At 74.1% G+C, this 19,526-nt stretch carries 21 protein-coding genes; 15 read left to right on the top strand and 6 right to left on the bottom strand.

Annotation, left to right across the window (positions count from 1 at the left end; translation table 11 throughout):
- The first annotated feature begins 84 nt into the window (after positions 1-84).
- The 3 genes from J4557_RS31720 to J4557_RS31710 are packed head-to-tail and all read left to right on the top strand — an operon-like array spanning position 85 to position 2,917.
- Complete coding sequence (locus tag J4557_RS31720; RefSeq protein WP_208270434.1) at positions 85-813, top strand: (Fe-S)-binding protein; 729 nt, start codon at positions 85-87, stop codon at positions 811-813.
- On the top strand, positions 810-2,279 hold the full coding sequence (locus J4557_RS31715; RefSeq protein WP_208270433.1) for a lactate utilization protein B: 1,470 nt from the start codon (positions 810-812) through the stop codon (positions 2,277-2,279). The genes J4557_RS31720 and J4557_RS31715 overlap by 4 nt, the downstream gene beginning before the upstream one ends.
- A complete protein-coding gene (locus J4557_RS31710; RefSeq protein WP_208270432.1) occupies positions 2,276-2,917 on the top strand; it encodes a LutC/YkgG family protein in 642 nt (213 codons plus the stop codon). Before J4557_RS31715 ends, J4557_RS31710 begins: the two co-directional genes overlap by 4 nt.
- A 48-nt stretch (positions 2,918-2,965) precedes the next feature.
- Here J4557_RS31710 and J4557_RS31705 read toward each other — a convergent pair whose 3' ends face one another.
- Both J4557_RS31705 and J4557_RS31700 read right to left on the bottom strand, forming a co-directional pair.
- Positions 2,966-3,538, bottom strand: a complete 573-nt coding sequence (locus J4557_RS31705) for a TetR/AcrR family transcriptional regulator (RefSeq protein ID WP_208270431.1) — start codon at positions 3,536-3,538, stop codon at positions 2,966-2,968.
- Positions 3,539-4,011: 473 nt separating this feature from the next.
- Entirely contained in the window at positions 4,012-4,743 is a 732-nt protein-coding gene (locus J4557_RS31700) for a DUF7873 family protein (RefSeq protein ID WP_208270430.1), read from the bottom strand.
- A gap of 210 nt (positions 4,744-4,953) precedes the next feature.
- Here J4557_RS31700 and J4557_RS31695 point away from each other — a divergent pair, with 210 nt between their 5' ends.
- Together J4557_RS31695 and J4557_RS31690 are read left to right on the top strand one after the other, a co-directional pair.
- Entirely contained in the window at positions 4,954-5,370 is a 417-nt protein-coding gene (locus J4557_RS31695) for a plectin (RefSeq protein WP_208270429.1), read from the top strand.
- A gap of 236 nt (positions 5,371-5,606) precedes the next feature.
- Positions 5,607-6,335: a maleylpyruvate isomerase N-terminal domain-containing protein gene (locus J4557_RS31690; RefSeq protein WP_208270428.1), complete on the top strand. Its 729-nt coding sequence runs from the start codon at positions 5,607-5,609 to the stop codon at positions 6,333-6,335.
- Here the strand turns inward: J4557_RS31690 and J4557_RS31685 are convergent.
- On the bottom strand, positions 6,283-7,656 hold the full coding sequence (locus J4557_RS31685; RefSeq protein ID WP_243776637.1) for a nitrate/nitrite transporter: 1,374 nt from the start codon (positions 7,654-7,656) through the stop codon (positions 6,283-6,285). The two genes, J4557_RS31690 and J4557_RS31685, sit on opposite strands and share 53 nt — an antisense overlap.
- A gap of 197 nt (positions 7,657-7,853) precedes the next feature.
- Here J4557_RS31685 and J4557_RS31680 point away from each other — a divergent pair, with 197 nt between their 5' ends.
- The gene (locus J4557_RS31680; RefSeq protein WP_173092611.1) at positions 7,854-8,102 is read left to right on the top strand and encodes a metallothionein; all 249 of its coding nucleotides are present in this window, start codon (positions 7,854-7,856) and stop codon (positions 8,100-8,102) included.
- A 91-nt stretch (positions 8,103-8,193) separates the two neighbouring features.
- Here the strand turns inward: J4557_RS31680 and J4557_RS31675 are convergent, their stop codons facing one another.
- The gene (locus J4557_RS31675) at positions 8,194-8,697 is read right to left on the bottom strand and encodes an NUDIX domain-containing protein (protein WP_208270427.1); all 504 of its coding nucleotides are present in this window, start codon (positions 8,695-8,697) and stop codon (positions 8,194-8,196) included.
- A 300-nt stretch (positions 8,698-8,997) separates the two neighbouring features.
- On the opposite strand from J4557_RS31675, the gene J4557_RS31670 reads away from it, so the two are divergent.
- The 4 genes from J4557_RS31670 to J4557_RS31655 all read left to right on the top strand — a co-directional run bounded on the left by J4557_RS31670 (position 8,998) and on the right by J4557_RS31655 (position 13,604).
- The gene (locus J4557_RS31670; RefSeq protein ID WP_208270426.1) at positions 8,998-11,073 is read left to right on the top strand and encodes a molybdopterin oxidoreductase family protein; all 2,076 of its coding nucleotides are present in this window, start codon (positions 8,998-9,000) and stop codon (positions 11,071-11,073) included.
- Positions 11,074-11,271: 198 nt separating this feature from the next.
- Positions 11,272-11,667 carry a nitrite reductase small subunit NirD gene (gene nirD / locus J4557_RS31665; RefSeq protein ID WP_208270425.1) on the top strand — a complete coding sequence of 132 codons (396 nt, stop codon included), beginning with the start codon at positions 11,272-11,274 and terminating at the stop codon, positions 11,665-11,667.
- Positions 11,651-12,841: a uroporphyrinogen-III synthase gene (locus J4557_RS31660; RefSeq protein WP_208270424.1), complete on the top strand. Its 1,191-nt coding sequence runs from the start codon at positions 11,651-11,653 to the stop codon at positions 12,839-12,841. Before nirD ends, J4557_RS31660 begins: the two co-directional genes overlap by 17 nt.
- On the top strand, positions 12,834-13,604 hold the full coding sequence (locus J4557_RS31655) for a sirohydrochlorin chelatase (RefSeq protein WP_307800319.1): 771 nt from the start codon (positions 12,834-12,836) through the stop codon (positions 13,602-13,604). The genes J4557_RS31660 and J4557_RS31655 overlap by 8 nt, the downstream gene beginning before the upstream one ends.
- Here the strand turns inward: J4557_RS31655 and J4557_RS31650 are convergent.
- Positions 13,598-14,155 (bottom strand): MarR family winged helix-turn-helix transcriptional regulator, encoded by a 558-nt coding sequence (locus J4557_RS31650; RefSeq protein WP_208270423.1) that lies wholly within the window; start codon positions 14,153-14,155, stop codon positions 13,598-13,600. The two genes, J4557_RS31655 and J4557_RS31650, sit on opposite strands and share 7 nt — an antisense overlap.
- Before the next feature lie 117 nt (positions 14,156-14,272).
- Here J4557_RS31650 and J4557_RS31645 point away from each other — a divergent pair, with 117 nt between their 5' ends.
- Together J4557_RS31645 and J4557_RS31640 are read left to right on the top strand one after the other, a co-directional pair.
- Positions 14,273-15,256: an ATP-binding cassette domain-containing protein gene (locus tag J4557_RS31645; protein WP_208270422.1), complete on the top strand. Its 984-nt coding sequence runs from the start codon at positions 14,273-14,275 to the stop codon at positions 15,254-15,256.
- Position 15,257: 1 nt separating this feature from the next.
- The gene (locus tag J4557_RS31640) at positions 15,258-16,160 is read left to right on the top strand and encodes an ABC transporter permease (protein ID WP_208270421.1); all 903 of its coding nucleotides are present in this window, start codon (positions 15,258-15,260) and stop codon (positions 16,158-16,160) included.
- An 81-nt stretch (positions 16,161-16,241) separates the two neighbouring features.
- On the opposite strand, the gene J4557_RS31635 is transcribed toward J4557_RS31640, so the two are convergent.
- A complete protein-coding gene (locus tag J4557_RS31635; RefSeq protein ID WP_307800318.1) occupies positions 16,242-17,045 on the bottom strand; it encodes an SDR family oxidoreductase in 804 nt (267 codons plus the stop codon).
- 110 nt (positions 17,046-17,155) lie between these two features.
- On the opposite strand from J4557_RS31635, the gene J4557_RS31630 reads away from it, so the two are divergent.
- From J4557_RS31630 to J4557_RS31620, 3 genes are all read left to right on the top strand, one after another.
- Positions 17,156-17,980, top strand: a complete 825-nt coding sequence (locus J4557_RS31630; RefSeq protein ID WP_307800317.1) for a helix-turn-helix transcriptional regulator — start codon at positions 17,156-17,158, stop codon at positions 17,978-17,980.
- 154 nt (positions 17,981-18,134) lie between these two features.
- Positions 18,135-18,437: a hypothetical protein gene (locus tag J4557_RS31625; RefSeq protein ID WP_208270420.1), complete on the top strand. Its 303-nt coding sequence runs from the start codon at positions 18,135-18,137 to the stop codon at positions 18,435-18,437.
- 99 nt (positions 18,438-18,536) lie between these two features.
- Entirely contained in the window at positions 18,537-19,523 is a 987-nt protein-coding gene (locus tag J4557_RS31620) for a zinc-dependent alcohol dehydrogenase family protein (protein ID WP_208270419.1), read from the top strand.
- Positions 19,524-19,526 lie beyond the last annotated feature (3 nt).

Here is a 19,526-nt window from a genome sequence, read left to right as displayed (position 1 = left end):
ATCGTTTCACCCGGACGCGGCCTCCGCGCGTTCTACGATGTGCCCCGGGGACCGGGCTTTGCGAGCGTGGGGGGTGAGGCCGGTATGCGCGTCGCGCTGTTCGTCGCGTGCTTCGACGACGCGTTGTTCCCCGCGACCGGCAGGGCCGTGACGGCGCTGCTGGAGCGGCTCGGCCACGACGTCTCCTACCCGCCCGGCCAGACCTGCTGCGGCCAGGTGCACTGGACGACCGGCTACCACCGCGAGGCGGCGGGCCTCGCGCGCGCGTTCACTGCCGCGTTCGAGGACGCCGAGGCGATCGTGGCGCCGTCGGCCTCGTGCGCCGCCGCCGTCCGCGACGCCTACCCGCGGATCGCGCGGGCGGCCCGCGACGCGGAGCTGGCCCGGGCCGCGGAGGACCTGGCCGTCTACGAGCTGACCGAGTTCCTGGTGGACGTGCTGGGCGTGACCGACGTCGGCGCCTACTTCCCGCACCGCGTCACCTACCACCCGTCCTGCCAGTCCGCGCGGATCCTCGGCGTCGCCGACCGGCCGCTGCGGCTGCTGCGCGCGGTGAAGGGCCTCGACCTGGTGGAGCTGCCCGCGGCGGACGAGTGCTGCGGGTTCGGCGGCGCGTTCGCGATGAAGAACGCCGACGTCTCGGTGGCGATGGTGGCCGACAAGGTCCGGCACGTCCGCGACACCGGCGCGGACGTGGTGTGCGCGGTCGACAACGGCTGCCTGGCGCACATCGGCGGGGCGCTGTCGCGGCTGCGCGGCGGCGTCCGGGTCATGCACCTGGCCGAGATCCTGGCCGCGACGGGGCCCGCGTGACCGGCGCGCCGCCGGGGCCGCCCGCGGGAGCGCCGGGGGCTCCGGGGGCGGGCACCGCGCCGCCGAAGTTCGCCTCCGCCGCGCGGGCCGCGCTCGCCGACACCGCACTGCGCCGCGGCCTGCGCGCCGCCGCCGCGGCGGTCCGGGAGCGGCGCTCGGCCGACCCCGAGCCCGCCGACTGGGAGGAGCTGCGCGAGGCCGGCCGGGCCGTCAAGGACGGGGCGCTGCTCGCGCTCGACGCGCATCTGGAGAAGCTCGAGCGGGCCGTCACCGAGGCGGGCGGGCGCGTGCACTGGGCGGCCGACGCGGCCGAGGCGCGCCGGATCGTCACCGGCCTGGTGCGGGCCGCCGGCGCGTCCGAGGTCGTCAAGTCGACGTCGTCGGTCACCCGGGAGATCGGGCTGAACGCGGCGCTGGCCCGCGCGGGCGTCACGGTCCGGGAGACCGGGTTCGCCGAGCTGGTCGCCCGGCTCGGCGAGGACGACCCGGCTGGGCCGGCGTCCGCGGCGCCCTACAGCGACCGCGCGCGGATCCGCGAGCTGTTCGTCCGGCGGCTCCCCGGCGCCGCGGGCGGCCTGTCCGACGATCCCGCCGCGCTCGCCGAGGCGGCGCGGCTGCACCTGCGCGAGCGGTTCCTCGGCGCGCGCGTCGCGGTCACCGGCGCCAACTTCCTGGTGGCGGAGACCGGCACGGCCGTGCTGCTGGAGTCGGAGGGCAACGGCCGGATGTGCCTGACGCTGCCGGACACGCTGATCTCCGTCGCCGGCATCGAGAAGGTGGTCCCGACCTGGGCCGACATGGAGGTGCTGCTCCAGCTGCTGCCGCGCTCGTCGTCCGGTGCGCCGATGACGCCGTACGTGTCGTCGTGGACGGGCGTCACCCCCGGGGACGGGCCCCGCGAGTTCCATCTCGTGCTGCTCGACAACGGCCGTACGAAGGCCCTCGCCGACGAGGTCGGACGCGCCGCGCTGCGCTGCATCGGCTGCTCGGCCTGCCTGAACGTCTGCCCCGTCTACGAGCGGACCGGGCCGGCCCCGTACGGGCCGGTCCGCGCCGGGCCGATCGGCGCGATCCTCACCCCGCAGCTGCGCGGCGTGGAGCGGGCCGCCGAGGCGTCGCTGCCGTTCGCGTCCACGCTCTGCGGCGCCTGCGCGGACGTCTGCCCGGTGAAGATCGACATCCCGGAGGTGCTGGTCCACCTGCGCGGGCGGGTGGTCGAGTCGCGCCGCCACCGGCCCGTCCCGACGCCGGAGCTGGTGCTCATGCGGGGCCTGGCCTGGACGATGGCCGACCCGCGCCGCTACGAGGCGGCGCTGCGCCGGGGCACCCGCTGGGCGCGGCTGATGTCGCGCGGCGGCCGGATCCGCCGGCTGCCCGGCCTGCTCGGCAAGTGGACCGAGGCCCGCGACCTGCCGGCGCCGCCGCCGGAGACCTTCCGCGCGTGGTGGGCGAGGAGGCGCCGGTGAGCTCCCGGGACGAGGTGCTGCGGCGGGTGCGGGACGCGCTCGGCGGGGCGCGTGGCACGCGGCCGCCGGTGCCGCGCGGGTACGCGCGCCGGCTGCCCGCCGCGGAGGCGGCGACCGGCGCGGACGTGCCGGCACTGTTCGGCGAGCGGCTCGCGGAGAACCGGGCGGCGGTGCGCCACGTCGGCGCGGACGAGCTGGCCACCGCCGTCGCCGCCGCGCTGTGGGGACGCGAGGCGAAGCAGATCGTCGTCCCGGCGGACCTGCCGTTCGGCTGGCTCGCGGAGCTGGACGGGGTGCGCGCGATGGCGGACCGCCCGGCGATCGACGTGGACGCCCTCGCCGCCGCGGACGGCGTCGTCACCGGGTGCGCCGTCGCGATCGCCCGGACCGGGACCGTCGTGCTGGACGGCGGCCCGACGCAGGGCCGCCGCGCCCTCACCCTGCTGCCCGCCTACCACCTGTGCGTCGTGCAGGCCGAGCAGATCGTGGGGACGGTCCCGGAGGCGGTCGAGCGGCTCGACCCGTCCCGCCCGCTCACCTGGATCAGCGGCCCGTCGGCCGCGTACGCCGCGGACATGGCGGGCGCGGAGGGCATGCACGGCCCCCGGCACCTCGAGGTGCTGGTCGTCGAGGACTGACCGGCCCCGCTGACCGGCCCCGCTGGACGGTCCCGCCGCGCGGGCCCGCTACCCGGCGCCGGCGAGGACGAGGTCGAGGCCGGCGGCGAAGCGGGCGTCCCAGTCGACGGCGCGGTCGGCGCCGTCCTCCGCCGTTCCGCGGACCTCCAGGGCGGCGTGCCCGATCACGTATCCGAGCAGCGTGTGCGCGGCGACCGCGGCGGGGTCCTCGCGCACGCCGCCCTGCCGCATCACCTCCCGCAGGGACGCGACGGTCGCGGCGAGCGCCGCGGGGTTGCGGCGGGTGACGACGAGCGGGAGCACGCCCGCGTGGGCGAGGAGCCGGGAGCGGTAGTCGCCGGCCCAGGCGCGCAGGACGCCCCGCCAGGACGCGGCGTCCGCGGCGCCGGTGTCGGCGGGGGCGGCGGCGACGTGCGCGACGAGGCCGTCGAGGAGCTGCTCCTTGCCGCGGGGGAGGTGGTGGTAGATCGCCATGGCCTCGACCTCGAGGGCGTCGCCGAGGCGGCGCATGGTGAGGCGGCCGAGTCCCTGGCCGTCGACGATCTGCAGGGCCGCCTCGGTGATCCGCTCGATCGACAGCGGCGCGCGGTTCTGGGCGTTGATGCTGGGCTGCCTGACCATGGGGGCAAGCGTACGGGGGGCCGCCGACATGATCGGGGACGCGGGGGCGCGCCGTGCCGGGACGGCGGCGGGCCCCGGAACTTGCCCGAGTTCCGGGGCCCTTGGTGGTTCCGCCCTGATGCGCACACCGGCGCGTTTCCGGGGGACGGTCAGGTTCAGTTCGCCGTGTTCTCCCTTTGAACCACCGCCGCACGAGAGCGGCGGACCAGATTCGAACTGGCACCTCGGCGACCATCGCCGTCCCCCGCCCACCGGTGATGGGCGGAGATGCTGAGACTGGAGCGAGAGCCTGAGATTCATGGGCCGCTCTGCCGCTGAGCTACCGGGGCCCGAGTGCTCCGGGGAGGATTCGAACCTCCGCTGACGCCACGTGATCAAGCTGAACTTCATTCTCAGCTTCGGGCTTGCGCCCGCCCCCCGCGCTCCAGCGGGGGAGTCTTCAGTTGTGCGGCGCCCGCGTCCCCGCGGGCGGTTCAGGCGAAAAGGTAGCCGAAGACGGCCTCGCCCACCTTGCGGTCGGTCACCTCGGCGACGTTGGCCTCCTCGCGGGCGAACTTGACCGCCGCCTGCAGCTTGGCGACGCGCTCGCGCAGCTCGTTCACCCGGCGCGCCGGCAGGGCGCCGGAGAAGGCGGTCCTGGTCCAGGTGCCGACGATGACGTCCTCGGTGTAGGTCTCCACCTGGGCGGGGTGCTCGGTGGTCGCCTCGTACAGGACGTGCGCGCGCGGGATCTTCTTGGTGCGGGTCGTCCTGACCGGCTCGGTCCGCCACACGTCGGCGGACTCGTCGAACGTCCACGACTCGGCGGTGTCGAGCACCGGGAGCCGGTCGACGAGGGCGGCCAGCTCGGTGAGCTGCTTCTCCAGGAACAGCAGGTGCGCCACCGGGACCTGCTCCAGGACGGTCCGGCCGTCGACGGTGACGTCGGCGCGGGCATCGCAGTTCGCCCAGTCCTTGGTGGCGGTGATGTCGAAGAGCCGGGTGAGCGCCACCGCCACCTCCTTGAGCGTCTCCTCCGCCTTCACCTGCACGCGGGTGGACTCGGGCGGCAGCGACTCGCCCTCGTCGTCGAGCGGCTGGTAGGTGCGGGAGATGCCGGACAGCAGCGCGGTCTTCTGCAGCCGCTGGCCGATCTCGGCGATCTCGCGCTGCGCGCGGCTCTTCGCGCCCTTCTCGACCGCGATGATCTGGTTGAGTTTCGCCATGGTCCGTCGCCTCCCCGTGTTTCCGGCGGAAACGGTACTGATTCTGGATCTTCCTCGCATCCGGATTTCGGAGCGGCGCCGGGGTCTCCCCGCGCGACCTTACTGCGTAAAGGCGCCGAGTTCGGTGTCCGGCGTCACACCCGGCGGGCGGCGCGCGTACGCTGGGCCTCGATCGGACGATGAAGATCGTGAGTTTGAGGGAGTATCGCCATGCCGCTGATCCGCAAGGTGGGCAAGGACGTCGCGGAGCAGTACGAGGCCGACGAGCGGCTGGCCGCCGAGTACGAGGCGCGCCTCGCGGCGGCGCGCGAGGCCGAGAGCGCGCTGCGGGACGCCCAGGGCGCGGACGTGCCCGAGCAGGAGCTGCACGAGCTGACCATCGCCTTCGACGCGGCCATGACCGAGGTGCTCGCCGCGGCGGAGGCGTCCGAGCGGATCGCGATGGGCCCGAAGACCTACGTGTCCGACGCGCAGGACGCCGAGGCCCGCCGCGCCGCGGAGATCGCGCGCCGCAAGGCCAAGGCGCGCCCGTCCGTGCGGCCGTGGACCGACGAGGTCGACCGGCTGCGCACCGCGCGGGAGGCGCACCGGCTGAGCTTCCGGACGCGCCCCGCCGCGGCCGTCTGAGCGGCCGCGCAGGCGCGCCGCCGCCCGAGCCGGGGGGCCGTGGCGGCGGCCCGTGACCACGTGGGACCACGTGGAACGACACAGCACCACCGAGTGGCACCGGCCACCGAACTCTGAGAGTCTGCCCTCTCGGGGAACGCCGGGGCGGCCCGTACCGCCCGCCGCCGCGTGCGGCGGGCGCGGGACGCGCTCCGGCGGGGAGGGGCGCCGGTGCCCTGGACGCGGGGGGAAGTCACGTGGAGCGCACGCCGCCGGATCGGTGCCGCGTACTCGAGTCCTACCAGGACGGTACGCGGGCGATCCGTGATCTGGCGTCGGCGGTCGAGGACTGGGACGTGCCGACGCCGTGCGCCGACTGGCAGCTGATCGACCTGGCCGGGCACCTGCGGTGCGTGGCGGAGAACTTCCTTGAGTACCTGCAGGACGCGCCGGACAGCCGGCTGGCCAAGCTGTTCGCGCAGGACGCGGCGTCGGCGGTGCTGATCCGCCAGCAGGCGCGGCAGAACGCGGCCGAGCTGGCGGTGCTGCCGCCGGAGCCGGGCCCGGAGCGGATCACGGCGTTCTCGGTGTCGGCCGGCGCCTACGCCGACCTGATGCCGGACATGTGGGACCGCACCCACCTGATCTACCGGGGCACCAAGTACACCGTGGGCGACCACGCGGGCGCCGCGTGCGTGGAGTGGCACCTGCACGCCTGGGACATGGCCCGCGCGATCGGCGCCGACTACCGTCCGCGGGACCCCGACGTCCTGGTGTCGGCGTGGCACTGGGGGGTGCCGCACCTGCCCCTGGAGTCGGGGGACGCCTGGGAGTCGGTGCTGCGGTCGTCGGGCCGCACGCCGAACTGGCCGGACCCCGGGGAGGGGCCCGGCCGGTCGCGGGGCGTGCGGCAGCGCAACGCGCGGCAGGGCGTCAGACGCCCGCCGGCTTCCTCGGGTGGGTCCGCAGGTAGACCGCCCAGGTGAGCAGGCAGCAGACGGCGTAGTAGGCGATGAACGCGATGTACGCGCCGTCCCCGGTCTTGGAGGTCAGGAACGACTGCCGGAAGGCGATGTTGACCAGCACCCCGCCGAACGCGCCGATCGCGCCGGCGATGCCGATGAGCGCGCCGGCGAGCCGCCGGGCCTCGTGCTCGGCGGCCACCGGGTCGCCGCCGTTGGCGACGCCGAGCTGCGCCTTCGCGCGGAAGATCGCCGGGATCATCTTGTAGGTGGAGCCGTTGCCGAGGCCGCTGAACGCGAACAGCAGGATGAACCCGGTGACGAACAGCGCGAGCGACTTCTCGCGCGAGGCGGTGAGGACGATCCCCGCCGAGACCGCCATGGCGACGAAGTTCCAGAACGTGACCCTCGCCCCGCCCGTACGGTCGGCGAGCCATCCGCCGACGGGCCGGATCAGCGAGCCGAGCAGGGGTCCGAGGAAGGTCAGGTACGCGGCCTTGATCGGGGTGTCGAAGTCGGCCTTGAACTGGACCTGCAGCACCTGCCCGAAGGCGAACCCGAACCCGATGAACGACCCGAACGTGCCGATGTAGAGCAGCGACATGATCCAGGTGTGGCCGTCCTTGCAGACGTCGCGCATCGCCCGCTTCTCGTTGCGGACCTGCGACAGGTTGTCCATGAACAGCGCCGCGCCGAGCGCGGCGAGCACGATGAACGGGATGTAGATGCCGGCGACGAGGCCCGGGTGGCCCTTGCCGGCGGTGGCGAGCACCGCCAGGCCGACGAGCTGGACGACGGCGACGCCGACGTTGCCGCCGCCGGCGTTGACGCCGAGGGCCCAGCCCTTGAGCCGCTGCGGGTAGAAGGCGTTGATGTTGGCCATCGAGGAGGCGAAGTTGCCGCCGCCGACGCCCGCGACGGCCGCCAGGACCAGCAGGGTGGAGTACGAGACACCGGGCTTGATGAGGAACGCGGCGAGCACCGCGGGGACCAGCAGCAGCGAGGCGCTGACGATGGTCCAGTTGCGGCCGCCGAACCGGGCGACGGCGAAGGTGTAGGGGATCCGCAGCACGGCTCCGATGGCCGCCGGGACGGTGGTGAGCATGAACTTGCCGGCCGGGTCGATGCCGTAGGCCGGGCCGAGGAACAGCACGAGCACCGACCACAGCGTCCAGACCGAGAACCCGATGTGCTCGGAGAAGATCGAGAACGCGAGGTTGCGGCGGGCGGTGCGGGCCCCGGACGCGGCCCAGAACTCCGGCTCCTCGGGCCGCCAGTCCTCGATCCAGCGGCCTTTCAGCGAGGGGCGGCGCGTGCGCGGCGCCGCTTCGGTCGTGACGGTCATCGGGTGTCTCCTTGGGGTCGCTGACGCGGCACGACGCTAGGAGCCGGGCGTTTCGCGCGGGTGTGGCCCGCAATGCGGCGGTGATAACTCCACTGCACAGCGCGCGCGCGAGGTGTGAGACCGGGACGGCGCGCGTGGCCGCCGCCCGCCGGGGTAGACCGTGATCGCGGGGCGGCGGGGGAGGGGAGACAGGACCGATGGCGACCTGCGAGGTCTGCGGGAACGACTACGCGATGGCGTTCGAGGTGCACGCGCAGGGGGACGTGCACACCTTCGACTCGTTCGAGTGCGCGATCACCCGGATGGCGCCGATCTGCGAGCACTGCGAATGCAGGATCCTCGGGCACGGCGTCGAGGTGGGCGGGCGGTTCTACTGCGGTGCCCACTGCGCCCGCGCCGCCGATCCGGAGCGCGCCCGGCTCATCCAGGACGCCGCGCCGGTGTAGGCGCGGCGCGGGGGCGCCGGGACGGGCCGGCGCCCCGCCCGTGCGGCGGCCCGTCCCGGCCCGATCCGTGCGGCGGCCCGGCCGCCCGTGCTCAGCCCGCGGTCCGCCCCGCGCCGCCGAACGCGGGCTCGCGGCCGTCCTCCAGGTAGACCGGGCGGCCGTCGGCGAGGGCGCGCAGGCTGGGCTCCATCCGGCGCGAGACGTGCGCGGGCGACAGCTCGGGGACCTTCTCCGGCGCGACCAGGACGTGGTCGGACAGCTCGTCGGGCGGCAGGCGGATCGCGGCGAGCTCGGCGTCGGTGATGGTGCCGCCGAAGACGAACACGTTGACCGAGTCGACGCCGTCGTCGCGCGGGGAGCCCCAGTCGACGCAGACGAGGCCGTCCAGGCGGGGGACGAGGCCGAGCTCCTCGCGGCATTCGCGCACGCACGCGGCGAGCGGGGACTCGTCGGTCTCGATGACCCCGCCGGGCAGGAACCAGCCCTCGCTGTAGGTGGGCTTGACCAGCAGGACCCGCCCGAGGCCGTCCAGGAGCAGGGCCGCCGCGGCGCCGCGGGAGCGCGGCAGCGAGGCGTAGTAAGCAAGGTCGGGCATGTACCGAGATTAGGCCGGACGACCGTCCTGTGATCCTCGCCGCGGCGGGCCCGGCACCGCATCTTCCGCGAGATCGCCGGGCCGCCGCGAATCCGGTTCGGCAACCGGCCGCGCGGTGACGAATGGACCCTGACAGTCGCCGACAACGCTTGACACGCGATCGTCAACCGTTTCCGCCCGTTCCGCCCGTGCCCGCGGAACGGGCGGCTGACCTTGCCGGACGCGCGGCGTGAACCGCATTTAACGCGCGGGTCACACGTGGGACGCGGCGGCGAAACGGCACCGCCGGAGCCTTCCGGCATGACCGGGACTCCTACGCACTGCCCGTACTGCGCCCTGCAATGCGGGATGACCCTGGACGGCGGCGCGGCGGCCGGCGCGCCGGTGCGGGTGGCGCCGCGCGACGACGTCCCCGCGAACCGCGGCGGGCTCTGCCAGAAGGGCTGGACCGCCGCGGAGCTCCTCACCGTCCCGGACAGGCTGACCGTCCCGCTGATGCGCCGCAGCCGCGACGCGCCGCTGGAGCCGTGCACCTGGGACGAGGCGCTGGACCGGATCGTCTCCGGGATCGGGCGGCTGGCCGCCGAGCACGGGCCGGACGCCGTCGCGGTGTTCGGCGGCGGCGGGCTCACCAACGAGAAGGCCTACCAGCTCGGCAAGTTCGCCCGGGTCGCGCTGCGCACCTCGCAGATCGACTACAACGGGCGGTTCTGCATGTCGTCGGCGGCAGCGGCGTCCGGCCGGGCCTTCGGGCTGGACCGCGGGCTGCCCGGCCCCGTCACCGACCTGGCCGCGTCCGGCGCCGTGCTCCTCGCGGGCGGCAACCCGGCCGAGACGATGCCGCCGTTCATGCGGCACCTGGCCGACATGCGCGACGGCGGCGGCGCGCTCATCGTCGTGGACCCGCGCCGCACCGCGACGGCGCGGCAGGCGGACCTGCACCTGCAGCCCGCGGCCGGCACCGACATCGCGCTCGCCAACGGCCTGCTGCATCTGGCGATCGCCGAGGGCCTCGCCGACGAGGACTACGTCGCGGCGCGGACGAGCGGGTTCGACGCCGTCCGGACGGTCGCGAACGCGTACTGGCCGGACCGGGTGGAGCGCATCACAGGCGTCCCGCTCCCGAAGATGCGCGAGGCCGTCCGGCTGCTGGCGGGCGCGGACCGCGCCCACGTGCTGACCGCGCGGGGCGCCGAGCAGCACGCGCGCGGCACCGACATGGTCGGCGCGTTCATCAACCTGGCGCTGGCGCTCGGGCTGCCGGGCCGTCCCGGCTCCGGGTACGGCTGCCTGACGGGGCAGGGGAACGGGCAGGGCGGCCGCGAGCACGGGCAGAAGGCCGACCAGCTGCCCGGCTACCGCAAAATCGACGACCCGGCGGCGCGCGCGCACGTCGCGGCGGTGTGGGGCGTCGAGCCGGACGCGCTGCCGGGGCCGGGCCGGTCGGCGTACGAGCTGCTGTCGGCGCTCGGCATGCCGGACGGCCCGAAGGCGCTGCTGCTGTTCGGGTCGAACCCGGTGGTGTCGGCGCCGCGCGCCGCGTCCGTCGAGGAGCGGCTCGGCGCCCTCGACCTGCTGGTGGTCGCCGACTTCGTGCCGTCGGAGACCGCGCGGCTCGCCGACGTGGTGCTGCCCACGGCGCAGTGGGCGGAGGAGTCCGGCACGATGACGAACCTGGAGGGGCGGGTGCTGCGGCGGCGGCCCGCGGTCCGCGCGCCCGGCGCCGTCCGCACCGATCTGGAGATCATCGCGGCGCTGGCCGGGCGGCTCGGCGCGCCGGGGGAGTGGAGCGCCGACCCGGAGCGGGTGTTCGGCGAGCTGCGCCGCGCGAGCGCCGGCGGCGCCGCCGACTACTCCGGCATCACCTACGAGCGGATCGAGGCCGAGGGCGGGGTGTTCTGGCCCTGCCCGTCCGAGGACCACCCCGGCACGCCGCGCCCCTACCTGGACCGCTTCCCCACACCGGACGGGCGGGCCCGGTTCGTCCCGGTCGAGCACCACGGGCCGGCCGAGGACGTCGACGCCGAGTACCCGCTGTACCTGACGACCGGGCGCGTCCTGGCGCAGTACCAGTCGGGTGCGCAGACCCGGCGGGTCCGGGCGCTGGCCGACGCGGCGCCGGGCCCGTTCGTGGAGCTGCACCCCGACCTCGCCGAGCGGCTCGGCGTCGAGGACGGCCAGGACGTGAAGGTGGAGAGCCGCCGGGGCGCGGCCATCGCCGCGGCGCGCGTGACGGACGCGATCCGCCGCGACACGGTCTTCATGCCGTTCCACTGGGCGGGGGAGGGACGCGCGAACCTGCTCACCGGCACCGCCCTCGACCCCGTCTCGCGGATGCCGGAATTCAAGGTGTGCGCCGTCCGGATCTCGGCGTGAGCGCCTTTTAACACGGCGGTGACAAAGGAGACCCAACCGTGAAACGGCCCCTGCCGAGACTCGGTTCATGAACATCGGGGACGGACCGGCACGGCCGGCCACCGCGCGAACCTTACAACGTCAAGGCGCCGGGCCGGTGACGTCCGCCGCCACGCCCGCACTGTTCCCGCACGCGACTCGCCTGGAGGTTGCCGGCCGATGAGCATCACATCCGAAGCGACGATCACGAGGCGTCCCGCCGAAGCCGCGGCCCGCTGGTTCGACATCTGCTCCTACACCGACCTGATCCCCGAGCGCGGTGCCTGCGCGATGCTGGACGGCACGCAGGTCGCGGTGTTCCGCGCCTTCGACGGGGCCCTGTACGCGCTGTCGAACCTCGACCCGTTCAGCGGCGCCTACGTGCTGTCGCGGGGCATCCTCGGCACGCGCGACGGCGTCCCGACGGTCGCCTCGCCCATGTACAAGCAGGTGTTCGACCTGCGCACCGGGGCCTGCCTGGACGACCCGCGGGTGGCGGTGCCGACGTTCCCGGTCCGCCGCGCGGCCGGCGGCGACCGGGTGGAGGTGGCGCTCACCGATGACCGCCGACAGTGAGCCGCTGGCCGGGTTCGCCGTCGGGGTGACCGCGGCCCGCCGCCACGAGGAGCTCGCGACGCTGCTGGAGCGGCGCGGCGCGCGGGTGGTGCTCGCCCCCGCGATCCGCCTCGTCCCGCTCGCCGACGACGCCGAGCTGCTGGAGGCGACGCGGGCGTGCCTGGCCCGGCCGCTGGACCACGCCGTCGTCACGACCGGGATCGGGTTCCGGGCCTGGCTGGAGACGGCGGACGGGTGGGGGCTGCGCGACGCCCTCATCGCGGCGCTCGGCGACGCCGACATCGTGGCGCGCGGCCCGAAGGCGCGCGGCGCGATCCGCTCGGCCGGGCTGCAGGAGCGCTGGTCACCGGAGTCGGAGAGCTGCGCGGAGGTGATCGCGCACCTGCTGGAGAAGGACCTGTCGGGCGCCCGGGTGGCGGTCCAGCTCTACGGGGAGCGCCAGTCGGAGCTGACGGAGGCGCTGCTCGAGGCGGGCGCCGAGGTGATCGAGATCCCGGTGTACCGGTGGGCGCGGGCCGAGGACGTCACGCCGCTGCGGCGGCTCGTCGGGCAGGCCGTCGCCGGCACGGTGGACGCGATCACGTTCACCAGCGCGCCGGCGGTCGCCGCGACGCTCGCGGTGGCGGCCGAGGACGGCCTGGAGGAGGCGCTGCTGGAGGCGCTGCGCACCCACGTGGTCGCGGCGTGCGTGGGGCCGGTGACGGCGCGGTCGCTGACCGAGCGCGGGGTGCCGGCCGTCCAGCCGGAGCGGGCGAGGCTCGGGGCGCTCGTGCGCGCGCTGGCGTCGGACCTGCCGCGGCGGCGCGCGCGGCTGCTGTCGGTGCGCGGGGCCTCGCTGGAGCTGCGCGGGCACGCCGTCGTGCTGGACGGGCAGCTGCGGCCCATCGCGCCCGCGCCGATGGCGATCCTGCGGGCGCTGGCCCGGCGGCCCGGGCACGTGGTGTCGCGCGCGGAGCTGTGCGGGGTGCTGCCGAGCCGGCTGGTCGTCGGCGGCTCTCCGTGGTCGCGGGACGCGCGGCCGCAGGCCGACGAGCATGCGGTGGAGATGGCGGTGGCGCGGCTCCGGCGGGGGCTCGGCCGCCCCGGGATCGTCGAGACGGTCGTCAAGCGCGGCTACCGGCTGGCGTGCGACCCGCGCCTGGTGGACCGGCTCGCTGCGGGCGCGGGTGGCTGACCGGCTCGCCGTGGCCGGCCGCCCGCCGGTGCTGCTGGCCGTGGCGCACGGCACGCGCGACCCGGCGGGGCCCGTCGCCGTGCGGGAGCTGCTGGCGCGGGTGCGGGCGCTGCGGCCCTCGCTGCGCGTGGCGGAGGCGTACGGGGAGCTGGTCTCCCCGTCTCTGGAGGAGGCCGCCGCCGCGCTGGACGGGCCCGCGGTCGCGGTGCCGCTGCTGCTCGGGCGCGGCTACCACGCGCTGATCGACATTCCCGAACGCGCCGGGCGGCTGGTGCCCGGTGCGGTGACGGCGCGTCCCCTGGGCCCGGACGCGCTGCTCGCCGACGCGCTGGCCGGACGACTGGGCGCGATGCCGTCCGTCCGGCGCGGGGACGGGGGCCCGCCGCGCCCGCAGGACACCGTGGTCCTGGGCGCGGCGGGCTCCGCCGACCCGGCCGGCGCCGCGGACGTGCGGGAGGCCGCGCGGCTGCTGGCGCGGCGGCTGCGGCGGCCCGTCCCGTACGGTTTCGTCGCCGCCGGAGGCCCGGCCCTGGACGAGGTGGTCGCGCGGCAGCGGCGGCGCGGCACCGGGCGCGTGGTCGTGGCGTCGTACCTGCTGGCGCCCGGCCGGTTCCTGGACCGGATGCGGGCCTGCGGCGCCGACGCGGTGACCGCGCCGATCGGGGCGCACGACGCGGCCGCCCGGCTGGTCCTGCGCCGTTATGACGAGGCGCGGTCGCGCATGGGCGAGCCCGCCGCCGTCCCTGGCGACGCCCTCTACTGACGCGCCCGCCGCCGGGCCTCCGCCTCGACCTGCGGGGTGACGACCCGTTCGCGCGGCGCCGTTCCCCGGTAGGAGGCGTCGTCCGCGGGGGCGTCGTCCGGTGCCAGGTCGGCGAACCGGTCGTCGTGGTGGGCGAGGACCCGCAGCAGCATCTCCCGGAAGAGCCGCCGTTCGTCCGGTGACAGGGGTTCGAACAGGATCTCGTTGAGACGGCGGCGCGCCTGGAGGCCGTCCTCCAGGTAGCCGAGGCCGCCGTCGGTGGCCTCCAGCGCGTAGCGCCGCCGGTCCGCGGGGTCGCGGCGGCGCCGGAGGTGGCCGGCCTCCTCCAGCGCGTCCACGATCCCGACCAGGTCGCCGGCGTCCATGCGCAGCCGCTCGGCGACGTCGCGCTGCGACAGCGGCCCGGACCGCGCCACGCACCACAGGACGAGCAGGTGCGGCATCCGCGGCTGGCCGGGGAACATCCGCGCTCCGGTGCGCCGGACGAGGCGCACCGTCTCGTACATCAGGTAGGTGGGCGAGTCGTACATCGGGTCGTCCTGGTCCTTCACGTCCCGCTCCTCGAGATCGCTTGGAACGTCCTATCTCTCTTGACGTGAGAGATAGGCTACTCCTACCGTTGGAAAGCCCAAAATATGGGCGCATATCGCCATCGGAGGGGAGGCCTCATGCCCGGCGGGGGACCCGCCGTCGAGGTCGACGGCCTGATCAGGAAGTTCGGCGAGGTGGAGGCCGTCCGGGGGATCGGCTTCACCGTGGCCCCGGGGGAGATCTTCGGCTTCCTCGGCCCGAACGGCGCCGGCAAGTCCACCACGATCAACATGCTCTGCACGCTGCTGAAGCCGACCGCGGGCACGGCGCGGGTCGCCGGCTTCGACGTGGTGGCCGAGCGCGACAGCGTCCGCCGCAACATCGGCCTGGTCTTCCAGGACCCGACGCTCGACGGCTACCTGTCCGGCGAGCAGAACCTGCGCTTCCACGCCGAGCTGTACGGCGTGCCGCGCGGCGTGACCTCAGACCGCATCCGGCAGGTGCTGGAGATGGTGGGGCTCTGGGACCGGCGCGCCGACCTCGTGCAGACCTACTCCGGCGGCATGAAGCGCCGCCTGGAGATCGCGCGCGGCCTGCTGCACTCGCCCCGCGTGCTGTTCCTGGACGAGCCGACCGTCGGGCTGGACCCGCAGACCCGCTCGTCGATCTGGGACTACATCCGGCAGCTCAAGGACGCCGAAGAGATCACCATCTTCATGACCACCCACTACATGGACGAGGCGGAGTTCTGCGACCGCATCGCGATCATGGACTCGGGGCGGATCGTCGCGCTGGACACCCCCGAGGCGCTGAAGGCGGGCGTCGGCAAGGACCGGGTCCGCATCCAGACAGCCGACGACGAGGCCGCGATCGCCGCGCTCCGGGAGCGCTTCGACCTGGAGGCCGGCGTCTCCGAGGGCGCCGTCGCGTTCTCGGTCGCCTCCGGCGAGGCGTTCGTGCCGCGGCTGTTCGCCGAGCTGGGCGTCCCGATCCGGTCGGTGAGCGTGTCCCGGCCGTCCCTGGACGACGTCTTCATGTCCTTCACCGGCTCGACGATCCGCGACGCCGAGGCCGGCTCCACCGACAGGATGCGCATGGCGATGCGCATGGCGAGGAGATGAGATGACGAGTTCGACGCGGGCGGGCGCGCCCGACGCGGCGGCGCGGGTCGCGGACGTGGTGCGGGTGCGGGTGCCCGAGCCGGGGCTGCGGCAGGACGTGCGCGCGGTGCGGATCGTCCTGCACCGGGAGCTGATCCGGTTCTGGCGCGACAAGCTGCGGATGGTGTCCGGGCTGGTGCAGCCGGTGCTGTGGCTGCTGGTGATGGGCACCGGCCTGTCGAACCTGATGGCCAGCGGCGGCGCGCACGGGAACATCGACCTGAAGACGTTCATCTTCCCGGGCGTGTGCGCGATGTCGGTGATGTTCACCGCGATGTTCTCCGCCGGGTCGATCGTGTGGGACCGCGAGTTCGGGTTCCTGCGCGAGATGCTCGTCGCCCCGGTCAGCCGCAGCTCGATCGTGATCGGCAAGTGCATCGGCGGCGCGCTGGTGGCGACGCTGCAGGGCGCGGTGATCGTCGCGCTGGCCGGGCTCGCCGGGGTCCCCTACGACCCCGTCCTGATCCTGGAGCTGCTCGGGCTGATGTTCCTCGGCGCGTTCGCGCTGACCGGGTTCGGCGTGATGATGGCCGCCCGGATCAAGCAGATGCAGTCGTTCTTCGGCCTCATGCAGATGGCGATGATGCCGATGATGTTCCTGTCCGGCGCGCTGTACCCGCTGAACGGTCTGCCCGCGTGGCTGACCGTGCTCACCCGGTTCAACCCGCTGACCTACGCCGTCGACCCGCTGCGCCAGGCGGTCTTCTCCCACCTGGACCTGACGCCGGCGCTGCGGCGCACCTTCGACCCCGGCGTCACCTGGGGCGGATGGGTCGTCCCGGTCTGGCTGGAGATCGTCATCGTGCTGGCCATCGGCTTCGGGCTGATGGGCGTCGCGATCATCGAGTTCCGCCACGCCGACTGACATCGACGAGCCGTGATCATCGAGGCCGCCGGTGGAGTCCCGTCAAGGCCCGAACGAGGCGCCGCCCGGCCGCCCAGGTCGTCAGGCCTGCGCGGTGGGGCGGACGATGAGCTCGTTGACGTCGACGTTCGCCGGCTGGTCGATGGCGAAGGCGATCGCGTCGGCGATGGCGGAGGCCGGGATCGCCAGTTGCTCGGCCGCCGCGTGGGCGGCGGCCCGCGCCTCTGCTGCGCCGCCGTGGTGGGTCAGCTCGCTCTGGGTGAAGCCGGGGCTGACGACGGTGACGCGAACGTCCCGGTTCTCCTGCCGCAGCCCCTCGGACAAGGCCGTCACGGCGAACTTGGTGGCGCTGTAGACCGCGGCGGTCGGGTCCACCCGGTGCCCGGACACCGAGGACACGTTCACGATCTGTCCCGCCGCCTGGCGCTGCATCTGAGGCAGCACGGCGGCGATTCCGTTGAGCACGCCCCGCAGGTTCACATCGATCATCTGCTCCCATTCGGCGATGCGCAGATCGGCGATCGGCGACAGCGACATCACCCCGGCGTTGTTGACCAGCACGTCGATGCGGCCGAACTCCCGCAGGCCGGCCGCGGAGAAGGCCTGCATGGAGTCAAGGCTGGTCACGTCCAGCTCGCGGTAGGCAACGAATCCGCCACCGGCGCGCAGTTCGTCGGCAAGGGCGGCGAGGCGGTCGGTGCGGCGGGCGCCGAGAAGCACCCGGTGGCCGATCTCGGCGAGACGGCGGGCGGTGGCCTCACCGATGCCGCTGCTGGCACCGGTGATGAGGACGGCCTTCGGCTCTGCTGACGTGGTCATGTTCATCCTTCGGATTCCGGCGGCGGCTGCCGCCCCTTGGCTGAAACTCAACCGCGTCGGGGACACGCCTGGAAGGAACTGCGTGCCTGGGTGTCGCGCACCCAGGCACGCAGATCCTTGGATGAGGCCCAAATCGCCGAATCTCGGCGACTGCACCTGCTGCTACCTTGGGTTTTGTGGTGCGTGACAACGAGCTCGGTGCCTTTCTCCGCGCGAGCCGCGCACGCGTGGAGCCGGCGGACGTCGGTTTCGCCGGCGGTGTGTCAGGGCGTCGCGTCCACGGCCTTCGCCGTGAGGAGGTCGCCGTCCTCGCCGGAGTCAGCGCCGATTACTACGCCCGCCTCGAGCAGGGGCGCGAGCGCAATCCCTCCGCGCAGGTGATCGGGGCGATCGGGCGCGCGCTCCGGCTCCCGCTCGACGCCCGCGAGCATCTGTACAAGCTGGCGGGACTGAATCCCGGTCTGGGGCAGGACGGCTCGCGGGATCTCGTGCACCCGTCCCTCCTGCAGATGCTGGAAGCCTTCCCCCGAGCGGCGGCTTACGTGCTCGGGCGGGCCTTCGACGTGCTGGCGACCAACCCGATCGCCGACGCACTGCTCTCACCGTTCGGGGCGGAGCGGAACATGGTCCGCATCCTGTTCACCCACCCCCAGAGCAAGGCGGTGTTCACCGACTGGCAGCTGCTGCAGCGCAGCACCGTGTACGCGCTGCGCCTGAACGCCGGGCGGTTCCCGGACGACGCGGGCATCAAGGAACTCGTCGCCGAACTCGGAAAGACCTCACCGGAGTTCCGCGCGTTGTGGGAGACCCACAGTGTGGGAAACCTGACGCGGGCGTTCAAGGTGTTCGTACACCCTGAGGTGGGGCGTATCGAGCTGACCTACCAGACCTTCGACGTGGTCGACGCCCCGGGGCAGGTGCTGCTCGTCGGCACGCCCGAACCCGGGAGCCGCAGCGAGGATGCCCTGACCTACCTGGCCTCGACGGCTGGACCGGTCTGACGGTGCCGGTCCTGCCCGGCCCGTGGATGCTTCCTGGGTGTCCCACACCCAGGAAGACGCTGCCTTCCCGCCCGCCGACCCGCACCTCATGCTGGAGAGGCGACCGACGGGCCCCGGTCGGCCACGATCACCCGACACGGAAAGGCCACGACTCATGACCGAGATCCTGGAAGTGACCACGCTCCGGCCCGCGCCCGGTCTCACGCCGGAGGACTTCGTCGCAGCGAACACGGACATCAACGAGTACCTGAAGCGGCAGCCCGGCTTCCGGTGGCGCCGCATCGTCCTGCGCGACGACGGCACGATCCTCGACATCGTCGCCTACGACAGCATCGAGCACGCCCGCTCCGGGGCAGCCGGGATCACCGGCGAGATGGGCGGTTCACCCGTCCATGAAGCCATCGACCACAGCACCGTCGACTGGCAGTTCACCACGGTGCTGCAGTACGTCACGTAGCACCAGCTCCCACCACCCCGGACACCTATTTCGCCACCGGCCGGGTACAGGCAACTCGACCCTGACGAAACATTCGGCACAGTGAACGTGAGGCGATTGATGCGTGCGGTGGTACTGGAAGAGTTCGGCGGATCGCTGGTCCTGGACCAGGTGGACACGCCCGAGGCCGGCGAGGGGCAGGTGCTGGTGCGGATCGAGGCCAGCGGCGTGAACCCGCTGGACACCAAGATCCGCGCCGGGAAGGCGGCCCACGCCCGCACCCGCCTGCCGTCCGTGCTGGGTCTGGACCTCGCGGGCGTGGTCGAGCGGGTCGGCCCCGGCGTCAGGGGCTTCGAGGCCGGCGACGAGGTGTACGGGCTGACCGGCGGGGTGGGTGAGCTTCAGGGCTCCCTGGCCGAGTACGCGGCCGTCGACGCGCGCCTGCTGGCCCGGAAGCCGAAGTCGCTGAGTATGCGTCAGGCGGCGGCCTTGCCGCTGGTCGTCATCACCGCGTGGGAGGGCTTGGTCGATCGGGCAGCGGTGGGTGCCGGCCAGAAGGTCCTCGTCCACGGCGGGGCGGGAGGCATCGGTCACGTGGCCGTCCAGATCTCGCGCGCCCGCGGCGCCGAGGTCTTCGCCACCGGCGCCGCCGAGAGCCTCGAGACGATCCGCGGCCTGGGCGCCGTTCCGATCGACTATCGGAGCACGACGGTCGAGGAGTACGTTGACCGCCACACCGGGGGCGAAGGCTTCGACGTGGTCTTCGACACGGTCGGCGGGACGACGCTCGACGACTCGTTCACCGCCGTGCGCACCTACACCGGCCACGTCGTGAGCGCGCTCGGGTGGGGGACGCACAGCCTGGCCCCGCTGTCCTTCCGCGGCGCCACCTACTCCGGGATCTTCACCCTGCTGCCGATGCTCACCGGCCGGGGTCGCGAGCATCACGGGGACATCCTGCGCGAGGCCGCGGTCCTGGCGGACTCCGGAGCGCTGACCCCGCTGCTGGACGACCGCGTGTTCGGACTCGGCGACGTCGATGAGGCGCACGCGGTGGTGGAGGCCGGCAAGGGCAGGGGCAAGGTCGTCGTCACCATCGGTGACTGACTC

It is taken from the genome of Actinomadura nitritigenes (assembly GCF_017573545.1).
Classification (GTDB): Bacteria; Actinomycetota; Actinomycetes; order Streptosporangiales; family Streptosporangiaceae; genus Spirillospora; species Spirillospora nitritigenes.
Note: the sequence above shows the minus strand (reverse complement) of the source record. Positions and strands in the feature narration are given on the sequence as shown.